Source organism: Promicromonospora soli, assembly GCF_014653785.1.
Lineage (GTDB): Bacteria > Actinomycetota > Actinomycetes > Actinomycetales > Cellulomonadaceae > Promicromonospora > Promicromonospora soli.
In genome coordinates, this window is record NZ_BNAS01000006.1 from 310,143 (window position 1) to 325,473 (window position 15,331).

Annotated in this window: 16 protein-coding genes and 1 riboswitch; of the genes, 3 read left to right on the forward strand and 13 right to left on the reverse strand. The window is 72.4% G+C overall.

The features are described from left to right. The first annotated feature begins 92 nt into the window (after positions 1 to 92). The gene (locus IE250_RS19650; protein WP_189670987.1) at positions 93 to 2,252 is read left to right on the forward strand and encodes a DEAD/DEAH box helicase; all 2,160 of its coding nucleotides are present in this window, start codon (positions 93 to 95) and stop codon (positions 2,250 to 2,252) included. Here the strand turns inward: IE250_RS19650 and IE250_RS19655 are convergent. Beyond that, positions 2,231 to 2,632 carry a MerR family transcriptional regulator gene (locus tag IE250_RS19655; protein WP_189670988.1) on the reverse strand — a complete coding sequence of 134 codons (402 nt, stop codon included), beginning with the start codon at positions 2,630 to 2,632 and terminating at the stop codon, positions 2,231 to 2,233. The genes IE250_RS19650 and IE250_RS19655 overlap by 22 nt on opposite strands. 114 nt (positions 2,633 to 2,746) lie before the next feature. Here IE250_RS19655 and IE250_RS19660 point away from each other — a divergent pair, with 114 nt between their 5' ends. Continuing rightward, entirely contained in the window at positions 2,747 to 3,463 is a 717-nt protein-coding gene (locus IE250_RS19660) for an SDR family oxidoreductase (protein WP_189670989.1), read from the forward strand. Between the two features lie 6 nt (positions 3,464 to 3,469). Here IE250_RS19660 and IE250_RS19665 read toward each other — a convergent pair whose 3' ends face one another. The 3 genes from IE250_RS19665 to clsA form a co-directional block, all read right to left on the reverse strand. After that, on the reverse strand, positions 3,470 to 3,802 hold the full coding sequence (locus IE250_RS19665) for a small basic family protein (protein ID WP_189670990.1): 333 nt from the start codon (positions 3,800 to 3,802) through the stop codon (positions 3,470 to 3,472). Beyond that, positions 3,799 to 4,689 carry a DUF881 domain-containing protein gene (locus IE250_RS19670; RefSeq protein WP_189670991.1) on the reverse strand — a complete coding sequence of 297 codons (891 nt, stop codon included), beginning with the start codon at positions 4,687 to 4,689 and terminating at the stop codon, positions 3,799 to 3,801. Before IE250_RS19670 ends, IE250_RS19665 begins: the two co-directional genes overlap by 4 nt. A gap of 125 nt (positions 4,690 to 4,814) precedes the next feature. Further along, positions 4,815 to 5,369: a cardiolipin synthase ClsA gene (gene clsA, locus IE250_RS19675; protein WP_189670992.1), complete on the reverse strand. Its 555-nt coding sequence runs from the start codon at positions 5,367 to 5,369 to the stop codon at positions 4,815 to 4,817. A gap of 466 nt (positions 5,370 to 5,835) precedes the next feature. Between clsA and IE250_RS19680 the strand changes: the two genes are divergently transcribed. Further along, a complete protein-coding gene (locus tag IE250_RS19680) occupies positions 5,836 to 7,833 on the forward strand; it encodes a DEAD/DEAH box helicase (protein WP_189670993.1) in 1,998 nt (665 codons plus the stop codon). A 102-nt stretch (positions 7,834 to 7,935) separates the two neighbouring features. Here IE250_RS19680 and IE250_RS19685 read toward each other — a convergent pair whose 3' ends face one another. The 9 genes from IE250_RS19685 to IE250_RS19725 all read right to left on the reverse strand — a co-directional run bounded on the left by IE250_RS19685 (position 7,936) and on the right by IE250_RS19725 (position 15,274). Further along, on the reverse strand, positions 7,936 to 8,433 hold the full coding sequence (locus IE250_RS19685) for a PH domain-containing protein (RefSeq protein WP_189670994.1): 498 nt from the start codon (positions 8,431 to 8,433) through the stop codon (positions 7,936 to 7,938). A 5-nt stretch (positions 8,434 to 8,438) separates the two neighbouring features. Continuing rightward, positions 8,439 to 9,302 carry an ATP phosphoribosyltransferase gene (gene hisG / locus IE250_RS19690; protein WP_189670995.1) on the reverse strand — a complete coding sequence of 288 codons (864 nt, stop codon included), beginning with the start codon at positions 9,300 to 9,302 and terminating at the stop codon, positions 8,439 to 8,441. 103 nt (positions 9,303 to 9,405) lie between these two features. After that, positions 9,406 to 9,669 (reverse strand): phosphoribosyl-ATP diphosphatase, encoded by a 264-nt coding sequence (locus IE250_RS19695; RefSeq protein ID WP_189670996.1) that lies wholly within the window; start codon positions 9,667 to 9,669, stop codon positions 9,406 to 9,408. Between the two features lie 64 nt (positions 9,670 to 9,733). After that, complete coding sequence (locus IE250_RS19700; protein ID WP_189670997.1) at positions 9,734 to 10,381, reverse strand: hypothetical protein; 648 nt, start codon at positions 10,379 to 10,381, stop codon at positions 9,734 to 9,736. 39 nt (positions 10,382 to 10,420) lie between these two features. Further along, entirely contained in the window at positions 10,421 to 10,894 is a 474-nt protein-coding gene (gene ribH / locus IE250_RS19705) for a 6,7-dimethyl-8-ribityllumazine synthase (RefSeq protein ID WP_189670998.1), read from the reverse strand. Then, positions 10,891 to 12,333 (reverse strand): GTP cyclohydrolase II, encoded by a 1,443-nt coding sequence (gene ribA / locus IE250_RS19710; RefSeq protein WP_189671115.1) that lies wholly within the window; start codon positions 12,331 to 12,333, stop codon positions 10,891 to 10,893. Before ribA ends, ribH begins: the two co-directional genes overlap by 4 nt. Before the next feature lie 107 nt (positions 12,334 to 12,440). Beyond that, entirely contained in the window at positions 12,441 to 13,139 is a 699-nt protein-coding gene (locus IE250_RS19715; protein ID WP_189670999.1) for a riboflavin synthase, read from the reverse strand. Beyond that, positions 13,139 to 14,293: a bifunctional diaminohydroxyphosphoribosylaminopyrimidine deaminase/5-amino-6-(5-phosphoribosylamino)uracil reductase RibD gene (gene ribD / locus IE250_RS19720; RefSeq protein ID WP_189671000.1), complete on the reverse strand. Its 1,155-nt coding sequence runs from the start codon at positions 14,291 to 14,293 to the stop codon at positions 13,139 to 13,141. Before ribD ends, IE250_RS19715 begins: the two co-directional genes overlap by 1 nt. 122 nt (positions 14,294 to 14,415) lie before the next feature. Beyond that, positions 14,416 to 14,548, reverse strand: a riboswitch (FMN riboswitch). Positions 14,549 to 14,608: 60 nt separating this feature from the next. Next, on the reverse strand, positions 14,609 to 15,274 hold the full coding sequence (locus IE250_RS19725; RefSeq protein WP_189671001.1) for a DUF2306 domain-containing protein: 666 nt from the start codon (positions 15,272 to 15,274) through the stop codon (positions 14,609 to 14,611). Between the last annotated feature and the right edge of the window lie 57 nt (positions 15,275 to 15,331).

The following is a 15,331-nucleotide window of genomic DNA, read 5'->3' on the forward strand; positions in this document are numbered from 1 at the left end:
CGTCCGACGTTCGACCGGTCCTGGGGCCGGCCGCGGGCGTGGCAGGGAGCTCTGCGCCGCAGTCGCGGTACAGATGCAGCGAAGGAGGAGATGTGGCACGACCAGGCCAACGCCGGTCCGGTCGCGCGCGGACAGGGTCCGGCGCCCAGCGCCGTCGCGCCCCGCGACCCGCCGAGCAAGGGATCATCCCGGTGCTCGCGGAGGTGACTCGCGAGGTCGACGGCGCCGTGCGGCGACCGCCGACGCGCGCCGCGGTGCGCACGAAGTTCCAGGTCGTCGCGCTGCTCATGCGGCAGGAGCGGGCCCGCGTAAGGGTCGACGGCGCCCTGACAGAGTCCCAGCGGGCCAAGCAGCTCAAGCGGCTCGACGAGGTGGCGACGCTGCTCGCAAGGATCGCTGCCCGGGACACGTCGCTGCTCGAGCTGCTCGCCGAGGATGCCCGCGTCTCCGACGCGGCCCGCGCCTTCATGGCGACCGTGATGCGCGCCGGCGGACTGGAGCCGCCCGAGGAGCCCCCGCCGGCCGCGCCGGCCGCGCCAGTGCCCGGTGCTGAGAAGCGGGTGGTGCCCCGCTCGGTGATCTCGCGCCAGCTGGCGAACCCGTTCCTCGCCCCGGACTTCGAGGCCGCGGCCGAGCGGCTGGCTCCGCGGGCCCGCCGACTGGCCGGCTGGGAGCTGCTCGAGCCGCTCTTCCGTTCCTTCGAGTACGCCGGCCCCGGCGCGACCGCCTGCATGCCGCTGCCCGAGGCCCGCCCGGTGTCCGCTCCCCACGGCCGGGAGCTGATGCCGCACCAGGCGCAGGTCGTCGAGGCCGCGGCCCGCGGGCATCGCACCTTCCTGCTCGCCGACGAGCCCGGGCTCGGCAAGACCGCCCAGGCACTGCTGGCCGCCGAGGTGGCCGACGCCTACCCGCTGCTGGTCGTGGTGCCCAACGTGGTGAAGACGAACTGGGCGCACGAGGTAGGGATGTGGACGCCGCGGCGTCGGCCGACGGTGGTCCATGGCGACGGCGAGCGGGTCGACGGGTTCGCGGACGTCGTGATCGTGAACTACGAGCTCCTGGACCGGCACGTCGGCTGGCTCGGTGACCTCGGGTTCCGCGGCATGGTCGTCGACGAGGCGCACTTCATCAAGAACAAGAGCTCCCAGCGATCCCAACACGTGCTGGCCGTCTCCGAGCGAATCCGCGCCCGGACCGCCCGGCCGCTCCTGATGGCGCTCACCGGCACCCCGCTGATCAACGACATCGAGGACTTCCGAGCAATCTGGCAGTTCCTCGGGTGGATCGACGACACCAAGCCGGTCGCCGCGCTGCTGACCGCCCTCGAGGGCACCGAGCTCACCCCGGCCGACCCGGGGTTCTACGCCGCCGCCCGGGCCAGCGTGATCGACATGGGCATCGTGCGCCGCCGCAAGGTCGACGTGGTCGCCGACATCCCCGCCCGCCGGGTGGCGGACCTGCCGGTCGAGCTCGATGGCGCGGTGGGCCGCTCGATCCGTGCCGCCGAGGCCGCGCTCGCCCGCCGTCTGGTCGGTCGCTACCGGTCCGCCGTGGAGGCGCGCGCCGACGACGTCGTCGTGGACGGGGTCGACCTCGACCTCGCGCGCCGGGTGGCGGCGGCGGAGCTGAAGGACTCGAGCTCTCGGGCCGGTGGCGAGAACGTGTTCACGATGGTCCGCCGGATCGGCCAGGCCAAGGCCGGGCTGGCCGCCGACTACGCCGCGCAGCTGGCCCGCAACGTCGGCAAGGTGGTGTTCTTCGCCAAGCACGTCGACGTGATGGATCAGGCCGAGCAGACCTTCGCCGATCGCGGCATCGGCTACGCCTCGATCCGCGGCGACCAGACGCCCAAGGTGCGCGAGAAGAACCTCGCCGCCTTCGTCAACGACCCCGACGTGTCGATCGTGGTGTGCTCCCTGATGGCCGCCGGAGTGGGGCTCAACCTTCAGGTGGCCTCCAACCTGGTGCTGGCCGAGCTGTCCTGGACCGCCGCCGAGCAGACGCAGGCCATCGACCGGATCCACCGGATCGGCCAGGCCGAGCCCGTCACCGCTTGGCGGATTATCGCCGCCCAGACCATCGACTCCACGATCGCCGAGCTGATCGACAGCAAGTCCGGGCTGGCCGCCAGGGCACTGGACGGGGCGGGCGACGACGACGTCGCGTCATCCACGGACGTTCAGCTCGAAGCTCTCGTGGCGCTGCTCACCGACGCGCTCGCCGCCGAGCATCAGGGCGAGACGGAGTCCTGAGCCACAGCCTGGTCGAGCGAGGACGGGCATGACTGCCCGTCCGGGTGCGTAGCGAGACGGATCAGCATGTCGAGTCGCCGTCCCGCATCCTGCAGGACGGCGGCCTTCGCTTCGATCTGGGCACGCTCGTCGAGCAGGCGAGTCAACAGCTCCGGCCCGACCTCGCCGGCATCGATGGCGGGCAGGAGGGTCACGATCAGACGACTTCCGAGGCCGGCCTGGTAGAGCTCCTGGATGAGCCGTACACGATCCGCGGCCGACTCCTCGTAGACGCGTTGACTGCTGGACGTGCGCTGGGAACGCAGCAGGCCCTGCTCCTCGTAGTAACGCAGGGCGCGCGTGCTGACTCCGGCCTTGTCGGCCAGCTCCCCGATGCGCATCGTGACTCCTTTCACACGTGGTGCCGCCCGTCGGGACTTGCCCTTGACGTCAACGTCAAGTCCTAGCGTAAGCGGCGCGAGGGAGGCGGAGACCTCCCCACGGAGGGAATCATCATGGACATTGCCGGATCCACCGCTCTCGTGACCGGTGCCAATCGCGGAATCGGTCGGCGCTTCGTCGACGAGCTGCTGGCTCGGGGAGCCAAGACGGTCTACGCCGCCGCTCGCCGCCCGGAGCTGATCGACGCGTCCGACCCGCGGGTCACGCCGTTACGCCTGGACTTGCTGGACGAGAGATCGATCGCGGCTGCCGCCGCGGCTGCGCAGGACGTCACGCTGCTGGTCAACAACGCGGGAATCGCGACCGGAGCGCAGCTTCTGACCGACGACCTGGACGAGGTCCGGCAGGACCTGGAAACTCACCTGTTCGGTACGCTCCGGGTCATCCGCGCCTTCGCTCCACACCTCGCCTCCAACGGAACAGGAGCGATCGTGAACGTCCTGTCCGTGCTGTCATGGGTCGCCACCCCTCAAGGGTCGGGGTCCTACTCCGTGGCGAAGGCCGCCGAGTGGAACATGACCAACGGCGTGCGCGTCGAGCTCGCGGCTCAGAACATCCTCGTCCAGGGGGTGCACCTGGGTGCCGCCGACACCGACATGATGGCGGGACGCGATGCCCCGAAGATCGACCCGGTCGATGTCGCACGAGCCAGCCTGGACGGCGTCCAAGCCGGGGCCATCGAGGTGCTGGTCGACGACTCCAGCCGCTTCGTCAAGGCAGCTCTCTCGGCTGACCCCGCGCAGCTCTACGGACCGCCGTCCGGGAACTGAGCGCCCTCACGCCTTGAAGATGTGCCGGCGGATCGAGGCGGCATTCGAGAAGATCCGGATCCCGAGCACCACCACGACAGCCGTGGACAGCTGCCCGCCCACACCGAGCTGGTCACCGAGGAACACGATGAACGCGGCCACCAGCACGTTCGACAGGAACGACACGAGGAACACCTTGTCGTCGAACAGCCCGTCGAGCATCGCGCGCAGCCCCCCGAACAGGGCGTCCAGCGCGGCCACCACCGCGATCGGCAGATAAGGCTGCAGCATCAGCGGGACGGTGGGCTCCAGCACCAGGCCGGCCACCACACCGATCACGAGCCCGACGATCGCGATCATCCGTTGTCCTCCTCGGAGCGGTCCTCTGTTGTGTTCCCGGACGGCGTTTCCCCGGATGTCGTGTGCCCGGGTCCTGGATCCCCGGACGGAGTGGTGTGCGCCGACCGCAGCGTCGGGGAGCGCGCACCCGGCAGGTACATCCCCTCGCTCGTGGTCACCTCGTTCTGGATGTCGTACTCCGCGCTCAACAGCTGCAGGAACCCCAGCCCCGCCGACCGCGCGAACTCCACCTGCATCTCGTCCGGGTCACCCACGGCCTCGATCGTGTACGTCGGACCGTTCAACGGCTGCAGGTCCACCAGGATCGCGTCACCCGCGTTCCGGATCGCCGACAACGACGTCAGCCGCTCGTCGTTCACCGCCACCGCCTCCGCGCCCGCCGCCCACAGCTCGTTGACGACGAACTGCACGTCCGCGTCCCGTACCCGCGACTCCGCCGGCGCATCACCCGGCTCGACCAGACCACCGCCCGAACCGTCCGTCAGCTTCACCACCATGCCCGGACCCCGCACCGGGACGGCACCGTTGACCAGCCGGTCCAGCCGGTTCACCTCCAGCAACGCCGACGGCAACAGCCCACCACTCTGCAGACCGTCCACCTCCGCACCCAGCTCCGCCGAACGCTCCGACAGGGCCTCCACCTCGGCACTACGCTCCTGGATCTGCTCCATCAGCACCGTACGGCCCTTGGCGACCGAGGGCTGCGGCGCTCGCAGCTCCCGCACCGCCACCGTCGTCGCCGTACCGAGCAGGGCCGCCACCAGCAACAACACGACCAGGCTCGGCGCGCGGCGTGCCGACTTCTCCCCCGCCTCCGCACGACGCTGCGCCATCTGCGCGTACCCCGGGTCCAGCGGGCGGTCGGTCACCTCGCGCAGGAGCGTCATCGACTCGTCGGGACGCCGCCCCGACGTCGTGCCCGGTGATCCTGTGTCCGGCGCTTCCGTGCCCTGTGATCTTGTGCCCTGTGATCTCGTGCCCTGCGTAGCACCCGCCGCCGGTCCCGGCGCGGTCATGCCGCCGCCGCCAGCTTGCGCACCTGCGCCACGTACTGCAGCCCGGCCAGCCAGTACAGGCCCACGCCCCACCAGGTGAACGCCCAGCCCACCACGTGCGCACCGGCGCCGACCCAGCCGGGCACCTCCGCGAGCAGCAGCAGCGGGAACGCGTACAGGAGGGCGAACGTCGCGACCTTGCCGACCAGCGTCACGTTCAGCGTCCCGTACCCCCGACGAGCCAGGATCGGCACCGTCACCGCCAGCAGCACGTCACGCGCCACGATCGCGATCACCAGCCACAGCGGCACCACCTCGCGCCAGGCCAGGCCGATCAGCGTCACGAAGATGAAGAGACGGTCCGCGAACGGATCCAGCATCTGCCCCAGGCGCGTCACCTGGTTCAGCCGACGGGCCAGCACACCGTCCAGCCAGTCCGACACGCCGGAGACCGCGAGCACCAGCAGCGCCCAACCGTCCTCGCCTACCACGATCAGGACGGCGAAGACCGGCACGAGCGCCAGCCGCACCAGGCTGATCATGTTGGGCACGGTCAGGACCCGGGAGCTCATCTCCGCTCCAGTGGACACGCACACCGCCCTTGCTCACGCCGGTTCGTCTCGGCCGCCATACTACGGGGCGACCGTTGCGTATACGCACGGCACGCCGCGCCGAGCGTCCCCCACAACCCAGTGTCAACCCGGCCCCTGCCGTGCCGCCAACCCGACCGCCAACCCGGTGCCGGCCGTGCCGCGGAACCGCCCTGACCTCGCCGTCCGACCACCCGTCAACCGGTCTCACCACGCACGACATCACCCGCGTGCTGCAAGTCACGCTCCCTGCCTCTGTGCTGAAGGCGCTCGCAGCCGATAGGGTGGTGCCACATCCCCTTGGAGTTCGTCGTCTTCCCGTGTGTGCACGCAAAGTGCGAGACAGGCCCGCAGCCTCGGTTGCGGGGAAGGTGTTTCGGGAGCAAGCGACGCGAGGGTCCTCACCTCGGCCCTGACTCCCTCACGACGACGAACGGTGCATCACTGCATGTCTATCGACACCCATGACCTGATCGCGCCTGCTGAGCAGGACATCGAGCTGGTCACCGCCGACTCCGGCGACCGGACGGCCCCCGAGGTCGCCACCACTTCTGAGGCCACGATCTCTGAGGCCACTGCCTCCGCGGAGGTCACCCCCGAGGTCGCCGAGCCGGCCCCGGCGCTCGAGCCCACCGGCCCGACGTTCGCGAGCCTCAACCTGCCCGCGCCGCTCATGGCCGCGGTCGACGCGCTCGGCTTCGTGACGCCGTCGGCCATCCAGGCCCGCGCGATCCCCGAGCTGCTGGCCGGCCGGGACATCACCGGCGTCGCCCAGACCGGTACCGGCAAGACCGCCGCGTTCGGCCTGCCGCTGCTCGCCGCCGTCGACCCGAAGCTGCGCAAGGTGCAGGCCCTTGTCCTGGCACCCACCCGCGAGCTCGCCATGCAGGTTGCCGACGCCATCGAGTCGTTCGCGTCCCACCTCGACGACGTCCGCGTCCTGCCCGTCTACGGCGGCGCCCCCTACATCCCCCAGCAGCGCGCCCTGCGCGACGGCGTCCACGTCGTCGTCGGCACCCCCGGCCGCATCAAGGACCACCTCGACCGCGGCGCCCTCAAGCTCGACGACATCCGCTTCCTCGTCCTCGACGAGGCCGACGAGATGCTCCGCATGGGCTTCGCCGAGGACGTCGAGGAGATCTTCGGCCAGGCACCCACCAAGCGCCAGGTCGCCCTCTTCTCCGCGACCATGCCCCCGGCCATCCGCAAGGTCGCCGACCACCACATGACCGACCCCGTGCAGATCGCCGTCACGCGGCAGGCCTCCACCGTCACGGCCGTGCGCCAGACGTACGCCGTGGTGCCGTTCCGCCACAAGGTCGGCTCGCTCGCTCGCGTCCTGTCGACGTCCGACGCCGACGCCGCGATCGTCTTCACCCGCACCCGTGGTGCCGCCGAGGACGTGGGCTCCGCCCTCATCGAGAAGGGCATCTCAGCCGCCACCATCTCCGGTGACGTGGCGCAGAAGGAGCGCGAGAAGATCGTCGAGCGGCTCCGCTCCGGCGCCCTCGACGTGCTCGTCGCGACCGACGTCGCCGCCCGTGGCCTCGACGTGGACCGCATCGGCCTGGTCGTGAACTTCGACGTCCCCGGCGAGCCCGAGGCGTACGTGCACCGCATCGGCCGTACCGGCCGCGCCGGCCGTACGGGCGAGGCGCTCACGTTCGTCACGCCGCACGAGCGCGGCAAGCTGCGCAGCATCGAGCGCACCATCCGCGCCCAGCTCGAAGAGGTGGAGATCCCCTCCCCCCGGGACGTGTCGGCCCACCAGGTCAAGCGCGCGCTCGGCAAGGTCGAGGCCCGGCGCGAGGCCGGCCGCCTCGAGATGTACACCGAGATGATCCGCGAGTACGCGCAGGAGACCGGCACCGACGCGGTCGAGATCGCTGCCGCCATGGCGGCGCTCGCCGTCGGCGACGACGGCCCGCGTGCCCGTGCGGAGCAGGAGGAGTACGAGCGCGAGCGTGCCGAGGCCAAGTCCGCCGCGGCCCGGCGCACCACGCGAGACGGCGACCGGCACGACCGGACGGGTGACCGTTCCCCGCGCGGCCGCGCCGACGCCGAGCGCGGCATCCGCCGTCCGGCCCGCGGCACGCGGTACCGCATCGCCGTCGGGCACACGCACGGCGTGCAGCCGGGCGGGATCGTCGGTGCGCTGACCGGCGAGGGTGGCATCACGGGGGCTGATGTCGGCAAGATCGACATCTTCGGCAGCTTCTCGCTGGTGGACATCATCGCGCCGCTGGACAACGACGCGCTCGACCGCCTGGCCCGCGCCCGTGTGGCCGGCAAGCCGCTGCGCATCACGCTGGACCGCGGTCCGGCACGTACCGGCGGCGACCGGGACCGGGCTCCGCGCACGGGTGGCGACCACCGCCGCCCTGACGGCGAGCGCGGCCCGCGTGGCCGTGGCCCGGCCCACTGGGAGGCCCGCAGCAGCCGCTGACGCGCGGCCCTCGAGGTAGAACCAGGGCGAGATAGAACTCTGGCGAAGTAGAACTGCACCTGCTGCAGTTCTATCTCGCCAGAGTTCTATCTCGCCAGAGTTCTACTTCGGCGAAGGGGGGCCGGGTTCCGGGGCCTCGCCCAGCTCGGAGATGAGCGCCACCAGGCGGCGGGCCTCGGCCATGCCGTGCTCGCCGTCGGCGCGCTGGATGCCCATGACGGCGAGCACGTCGCCGTCGGCCAGGTCGAGGTGCACCCAGGGGTCGTTGGGCCCGAACCGGACGGTGATGATCTCGGCCCAGGCCAGGCGGCGGGTCGTGGCGTAGTTGACGACGGTGAGCCCGGTCGGGTCCGGGATCGCCCGCACGGCGCCGAACCGCCAGGCGATCACGGCGCCCAGCAGCCCGAAGACGATGATCGCTATCCGGTTGGCGGTGTCCGCGCCGTCGCCGGTCGCGGCCAGCGCGACGAACGTGCACCCGCCCGCGGACAGCAGCGCGAGCCCGTACGCCGTCGGCGTGCCGAAGCGGCCGCGAAAGGTACGGAAGCGGTCGTCGCTCCGGCCGTGGCCGGTGGCGCTCCGGCTCGTGTCCGCACCCATGGGGCTTACATCCGGGAGGCGTGGATGGAGGTCACGATGATGGCGCGCGCCCCGACGTCGTACAGCGCGTCCATGATCCGGTTGGTGGCGCTGCGCGGGACCATGACCCGCACGGCGCGGGCGTCGCTGTGGTGCTGCAGCGAGACCGTGGGGGACTCCTTGCCGGGTGTGATCGCCACGGCCTCCTCGAGGCGGTCCGCGGGGACCACGTAGTCCATGAGGACGTACTCGCGGGCGGTGATCACGCCCTCCAGGCGGCGGGTCAGGATGTCCAGGCCTGCGGGCTGTTCGGCCTCGGACTGCCGGATCAGCACGGCCTCGGAACGCAGGATCGGGTCGCCGAACACTTCCAGGCCCGCGGCCCGCAGGGTGGTGCCGGTCTCCACGACGTCGGCGATGACGTCGGCGACGCCGAGCCGCACGCTGGACTCCACCGCGCCGTCCAGGTGCACGATCGCCGCGGGCTCGATGCCCTGCTTCGCCAGGTGCTGGGCCACGAGCGTGGTGTACGACGACGCCACGCGCCGCCCGGCGATGTCGCTGACCTGGGTGACCGGGTCGCTCAGGCCGGGTCCGGCGGGTGCCGCGTACCGGAACGTGGAGCGGGCGAACCCCAGGCCGAGGTGCTCGACGGCGTCCGCGCCGGAGTCGAGCATCAGGTCGCGGCCGGTGATGCCGACGTCGACCGTGCCGGTGCCCACGTAGACCGCTACGTCGCGGGGGCGCAGGAAGAAGAACTCGACGTCGTTCTCGGGGTCGGCGAGCACGAGCTCACGGGTGTCGCGGCGCTGACGGTAGCCCGCCTCGCGCAGCATCTCGGAGGCGGGCGCGGACAGGGCACCCTTGTTGGGGACGGCGATGCGCAGCATGTGGTTGGTTCCTCTCTGGGGTGTACGACGGGTCTGAGTGCGAGGTCCGGGTCTCGACGGGCTCGACAACTGCTGGTCGAGCTTGTCGAGACCCGCAACCCCGCTACAGATGCGTGTACACGTCCTCGAGGGTCAGTCCCTTGGCGACCATCAGGACCTGCAGGTGGTACAGGAGCTGCGAGATCTCCTCCGCGGTCTCGCTGTCCGACTGGTACTCGGCCGCCATCCACACCTCGGCGGCCTCCTCCACGACCTTCTTGCCGATCGCATGGACGCCGGCGTCCAGCTGGGCCACGGTGCCGGAACCCGCGGGACGGGACTCGGCCTTCTCGGTCAGCTCGGCGAACAGGGTCTCGAAGGTCTTCACGGGCTCAGCCTAGTCGGGGCCCGGGAGCCCGACCCGCCGCCGTCCACGGTGTGGTTATGTCGCGCTATGGTGCGGGCCACTTCTTCGGCAGCGTGCTGTCCGCCGTGGGGGTCAGGACGCCCTGATACGGCGTGATCAGGCGGGGACTCGAGCTGCCATCCTCGGCGTCGTCGGCACCGGACAGCAGGACGATGACCGTGCCGTCCGCGGCGCCGCGACCGGTGGCCGGGTCCAGCGGGTCCCCCTCGGGATACGGGTTGTCGCCGCTGCACGTCTCCGGCGTCGAGACGACGGCGATCCGCTCCCCCGCCGAGACCACGAGCTCGGGCGGCGGCTCGAACCCGCCCCGGGGCGGGTCGGGCCGCTCGAGCACCTCCTCGACGTCGAACACCCAGCGGTTGGAGTCGACGCCGAACACCTGCTCCGTACCGTCCTGCTCGACCACGGTCCCCCGGAGCACCGCGCCGGCGTCGGCCGCCGCCTCGAGCGGGGTCTCGAAGAAGACCCAGTCCACGCACGCTACGCCGGGCGACCCCAGCGGCTCTTCCGCCATGGGGTCGGTCGTCGTCACCGGGCTCCCGGACGGGTCGCCGCTCCCGCCGGGGTTTCCGGACGGGTTCGCGGACGCGCATCCCGCGACCCCGGCCACCATGGCCAGGGCGAGGGTTGAGACCAGCGCTGATGCCGGCCGTCGAGCAGGTGAGGTTCTCATACCTCGTCAATGTGGCCGAGTCGCCCGTTCTTGCAGGGGTCAGGCCGGCACCAGGCCGCGCAGCGTCACCGCCGTCGCGACCGCGGCCTCCACCGCCTCCGCACCCTTGTCCTCCCGGGAGCCCGCCAGCCCCGCACGGTCCAGCGCCTGCGCCTCGTCGTCGCACGTCAGCACGCCGAACCCGACCGGGACCCCGGTGCGCACGCTTACGTCCGTCAGGCCCGACGTCGCCGCCGAGCACACGTACTCGAAGTGCGGCGTCCCGCCCCGGATCACGACCCCCAGCGCCACGACGGCGTCCGCTCCCATCGCGGCGGCGCGTGCCGCCGCCACCGGCAGCTCGAACGAGCCCGGCACCCGCACCTCCGTCCAGGCCGCCCCCGACTCCGCCAGCGCCCGCCGGGCACCGGCCAGCAGCCCGTCCATCACCTGCTCGTGCCAGCTCGCCGCGACCACGACCACGCGCAGCCCCGTACCGTCGACGGTCACCTTCGGTGCTCCAGCCCCGCTCATGCGCACGCTCCCTCGTCCTGGTTCAGGTCCAGCTGGTTGTCCAGCTCCTTCAGGTCCAGCTCAGCTCGGTCCAGCTCAGCTCTGTCCAGCTCACCGACGTCCAGCCGGTCGATGCGGTGCCCGAGCACCGCCCGCTTGGTCTCCAGGTACCGGTGGTTGTGCAGACCGCGCCCCACCACCAGCCCCCGCCGCCCGACGACGTCCGTACCCGCCTCACGCAGGCCCGTCACCTTCTCCGGGTTGTTCGTCAGCAGGGTCACCCCGTCCAGCCCGAGGTCCGCCAGGATCGCCGACGCCGCGCCGTACTCCCGCGCGTCCACCGGCAGCCCCAGGTCCTCGTTCGCCTGGACCGTGTCCCGGCCGGTGTCCTGCAGCGCGTACGCCTGGATCTTCGCCGCCAGGCCGATCCCCCGGCCCTCGTGCCCCCGCAGGTACACCACGGCACCACCCTCCGCGGCCACCGCCCGCAGCGACGCCTCCAGCTGCGGACCGCAGTCGCACCGCAGGGAGCCCAGCGCGTCGCCCGTCAGGCACTCCGAGTGCACCCGCACCAGCCTGCCGTGCGCCGACGCAGGTACCGGCGCCTCCCGCCGCGGGCCGGACAGCCGTGCCGGCATCAGCGCGAGGTGCTCCGCATCCGAGAGCAGATCCCGGTACGCCACCACCCGGAAGTCGCCGTACCGCGTCGGCAGCGACGCCTCCGCGACCCGGTGCACCCGGGCGGGCAGGACGCCGTCGGACCCGGCGGGCTGGTCCGGCGTACCGGCGAGCGGCGCCGGGCTGTCCAACGGCGTCAGGCTGTCCAACGGCACAGGGTCGTACACCAGACGCCACGCCACCAGATCGGCCACCGTCAGCACCACCAGCCCCGCCTCCTGCGCCAGCACCCGCGCCTCGGCCAGACGCATCACCGCACCGTCATCCCGCACCAGCTCGGCGATCGCACCCACCTCACCCAGATCCCCGCCGACACCACCCGCGAGCCGCACCAGGTCCACCGCGGCCTCCGTGTGCCCCGCACGCTCCAGCACCCCACCCGGCCGAGCCCGCAACGGCAGCACATGTCCCGGCCGGATCAGGTCCCGCGCACCCGACGCCGGGTCACCCAGCACCCGCAACGTCCGCGCCCGGTCCGCCGCAGAGATCCCGGTCGTCACACCCACCGCCGCATCCACCGACACCGTGTACGCCGTACCCCGCGGATCCTCACTCCGCTCCACCATCAACGGCAGCTCAAGCGCATCCGCCCGATACCCCGGCATCGGCGCGCACAGATACCCCGACGAATGCCGCACCGCCCACGCCACCCACTCAGCCGACGCGGCGCTCGCGGCGAAGATCACGTCCACCTCGTTCTCCCGGCCCTCGTCGTCCGCCACCAGGACCGGGCGGCCGGCGGCGAGCTCGGCGAACGCCCGCTCCACGAGGCCGGTCTTCATCGCGCCGGTGTCCACCAGGCCGGTCTCCATCGCGTCGGTGTCGATCGCGTCCGTTGCGACAACGTCCGTCCCCGCGGCGCTCGCGGTGCTCACCGTGCTGTCCGCGCTCATCGGGCGGCCCCGTTCGTCAGGACGGTCACCGGGTCGGTCGCGTCCGTACCGGCCGCGGCCGGCGCCGTCGTCCCGGTAACCATGAGCCGTTCGACATACTTCGCGAGCACGTCGACCTCGACGTTGACGACGTCGCCCGGGGTGAGGCCGCCGAGCGTCGTCGCGGCGAGCGTGGTCGGGATGAGCGACACCCCGAAGCCGTCGTCCGACACCCAGGTCACGGTGAGCGAGACCCCGGACAGGGCCACGGAACCCTTCTCGGCGACGTACCGCGTCAGGGCGGCGGGCGCGGCGAGCTCGAGGTCGTCCCAGCGCGGCCCGGGCGTGCGCCGCACCAGCGTCGCGACGCCGTCGACGTGCCCCTGGACCACGTGCCCGCCCAGCCGTCCGTTCGCGGGCAGGGCACGCTCCAGGTTCACCCGTGCGCCCGGGAGGAGGCCACCGAGCGACGTGCGGCTCAGGGTCTCCGGCATCACCTCCGCGACGAACGCGCCGTCCGCCACCGACGTGACGGTCAGGCACACGCCGTCGACGGCTATCGAGTCGCCGGGACGGGCGTCCGACGTCGCGAGCGGGCCGGCGACGGTCAGGACGGCGTCGGGCGAGGTGCCGGTCGCAGCGCCGGCCCCGGCGTCGCCGCCCGGCCGGTCGAGCGCGACGACGGAGCCGAGCTCCTCAACGATTCCCGTGAACATCAGATCTCCTCCTGGGTGGGCTGGTGGGTGGGCCGACCGGTCTGGGCAGAGTCGGCGGGCTGGGTGGCCTGGACGGGCTGGGCGGGCCGGGCGCGGCGCGCGACCATGAGCACGTCGTCGCCCAGCCGGGTCACTTCATGGGTGGCGAACCGTGCGGCCTCGCCGATGGTGGTGACGCCGAGGTCGCCGACGGCGGTGGCTCCCGCGCCGAGCAGCACCGGCGCGACGTAGGCGTGGAGCTCGTCCACGGCGTCGGCGGCCAGCAGGGCCGTCGCCAGAGTGGGGCCGCCCTCCACGAGCAGGTGGCGCACCTCCCGGAGGCCGAGCGCCCTGAGCGCGGCGTCGAGGTCGTCCCCGGCCAGGTGCAGCAGTGGCCCGCCGGGCCCGCGCAGACGGGCGTCGTCGGGTATGGGGCGGCGGCCGAGCACCACCCGCAGCGGCTGGTGCTCGAAGAGGCCGCCGTCCGCCGTGCGCGCGGTGAGGGACGGGTCGTCGGCAAGGACGGTCCCGGAGCCGACGGCGATCGCGTCGACCTGTGCGCGGATCGTGTGGGCGTGCGCGCGTGCCCGCGCGCCGGTGATCCAGCGGCTCGTGCCGTCCGCGGCAGCGACCCGGCCGTCGAGGCTGGTCGCGAGCTTGAGGGTGACGTACGGGCGGCCGGTGCGGACCGCGTGCAGCCACATCCGGAGCAGCTTCTCGCCCTCGTCCGCGAGCACGCCCGTGGTCACCCCGACGCCGGCGGCACGGAGCCTGGCCGCGCCCCCCGTCGCCACCGGGTTCGGGTCGCTGACCGCCACGTACACGGCGGCGACGCCCGCGTCGACCAGGGCATCGGCGCAGGGCCCGGTGCGGCCCTGGTGGGCGCACGGTTCGAGCGTCACGACCGCCGTCGTGCCCCGCGGGTCGATGCCTCGCGAACGGGCGTGGGCCAAGGCCGCCACCTCGGCGTGCGGCGTGCCCGCTCCGCGATGGAAGCCCTCGCCGACCGTGCGGCCGCCCGGGTCCAGGAGCACGCAGCCGACGCGCGGGTTCGGTCCGTGCGCCGGGCCCAGCTCGGCCAGCGCGAGGGCGCGGCGCATGGCGGGCTCGACCGCGCGCGGTCCGGTGGGTGCTCCCACGTACGCCGCAGCGCTGACGTGCGGTGCCTGGTTCATGCCGTCCTCCCCGAGCTTCGGCGCTCCGGGGGTTGGACGACGGTACGCGGACCGAGGGCCACGAAGGCCCCGCCCGCGCGCACGACGTCACGGCGTCACACGCCCAGGGGACGGCGGCGCCGCACGTGTTCCTCCCATCCGGACTTTCACCGTCGGTCCTGGAGTTCCACCAGATCAACCGGCCCTCCTCGCGGAGGAACGCGGGTCGCGGACTGTAACCGCCGGCTCGGAATTACACCGACCCCGGAGCACGTGTGTGCGTACTGCTGCCAGTCAGCATGCCACAACCCGGGGCGCCGTCAGGCATGGTCTGCGTCACACCCGGCGCCGAGCCATGCCTCCCACCCTGCGACGCCGGATCAGCCACTCGGCGAAGGCCACGTTGATGACCCACGCCGCGACCATCCCGGTCGTGTAGGCCACCGTGCTCATGGTCCCGACGATCGCCGTGTACGGCCCGAGCAGCAGCGCCTGCGTCCCGGCGCCCATCGCCAGTGCGTAGGCCCGCATCATCCACGCCGGATGGTTCACGAAGTCGCGCCGCAGCGCCGCCCGCACGCCCAGGACGATCGACGCGGCCATCGCCGTGCCGACCACGTAGCGCGCCGCGTTGACGACCATGTTGTCGTGGGCCGGCAGGTCGTAGAACGCGGTCATCCAGAGGCCGGTCAGCGCGACGCCCAGTCCCGCCGGGGCAAGGACTCGTCCGGCCAGCCGGTGCCAGCGACGCCGGCGCAGGCTCGGCACGAACTGGAACGCACCGAGCATGCTGAACGTCATCACGCAGACGATGTGCACGACGACGGGCAGCGGCTGGGTCACGAAGCGCGCGTTCTCCGCGGTGACCACCGGGTCGGAGGCCAGCTCGGCGAGCCGCACGGAGCCGGCGAGGGCCGGGACGGCCGACAGGAGGAGCAGCCCCGCTGGTGCGAGCCACTCGCGGCGGCCGACGGGCTTGATCATCGCCTTGGAGGTTGTCATGTGCCGAGCGTGCCCGGCCGGGTGCGGGCTGGTCATGGGCCCGTGGACCGGTCTCGT

Excerpts from the sequence above, each read along its gene's own strand:
- IE250_RS19685 (WP_189670994.1), bottom strand. The coding sequence starts at position 8,433 with ATGGGTGCGGACACGAGCCGGAGCGCCACCGGCCACGGCCGGAGCGAC.
- IE250_RS19665 (WP_189670990.1), bottom strand. The coding sequence starts at position 3,802 with ATGATCGCGATCGTCGGGCTCGTGATCGGTGTGGTGGCCGGCCTGGTG.
- IE250_RS19670 (WP_189670991.1), bottom strand. The coding sequence starts at position 4,689 with ATGACGCTCCTGCGCGAGGTGACCGACCGCCCGCTGGACCCGGGGTAC.
- IE250_RS19680 (WP_189670993.1), top strand. The coding sequence starts at position 5,836 with ATGTCTATCGACACCCATGACCTGATCGCGCCTGCTGAGCAGGACATC.
- clsA (WP_189670992.1), bottom strand. The coding sequence starts at position 5,369 with ATGAGCTCCCGGGTCCTGACCGTGCCCAACATGATCAGCCTGGTGCGG.
- hisG (WP_189670995.1), bottom strand. The coding sequence starts at position 9,302 with ATGCTGCGCATCGCCGTCCCCAACAAGGGTGCCCTGTCCGCGCCCGCC.
- IE250_RS19725 (WP_189671001.1), bottom strand. The coding sequence starts at position 15,274 with ATGACAACCTCCAAGGCGATGATCAAGCCCGTCGGCCGCCGCGAGTGG.
- ribA (WP_189671115.1), bottom strand. The coding sequence starts at position 12,333 with ATGAAGACCGGCCTCGTGGAGCGGGCGTTCGCCGAGCTCGCCGCCGGC.
- ribH (WP_189670998.1), bottom strand. The coding sequence starts at position 10,894 with ATGAGCGGGGCTGGAGCACCGAAGGTGACCGTCGACGGTACGGGGCTG.
- IE250_RS19655 (WP_189670988.1), bottom strand. The coding sequence starts at position 2,632 with ATGCGCATCGGGGAGCTGGCCGACAAGGCCGGAGTCAGCACGCGCGCC.
- ribD (WP_189671000.1), bottom strand. The coding sequence starts at position 14,293 with ATGAACCAGGCACCGCACGTCAGCGCTGCGGCGTACGTGGGAGCACCC.
- IE250_RS19660 (WP_189670989.1), top strand. The coding sequence starts at position 2,747 with ATGGACATTGCCGGATCCACCGCTCTCGTGACCGGTGCCAATCGCGGA.
- IE250_RS19715 (WP_189670999.1), bottom strand. The coding sequence starts at position 13,139 with ATGTTCACGGGAATCGTTGAGGAGCTCGGCTCCGTCGTCGCGCTCGAC.
- IE250_RS19700 (WP_189670997.1), bottom strand. The coding sequence starts at position 10,381 with ATGAGAACCTCACCTGCTCGACGGCCGGCATCAGCGCTGGTCTCAACC.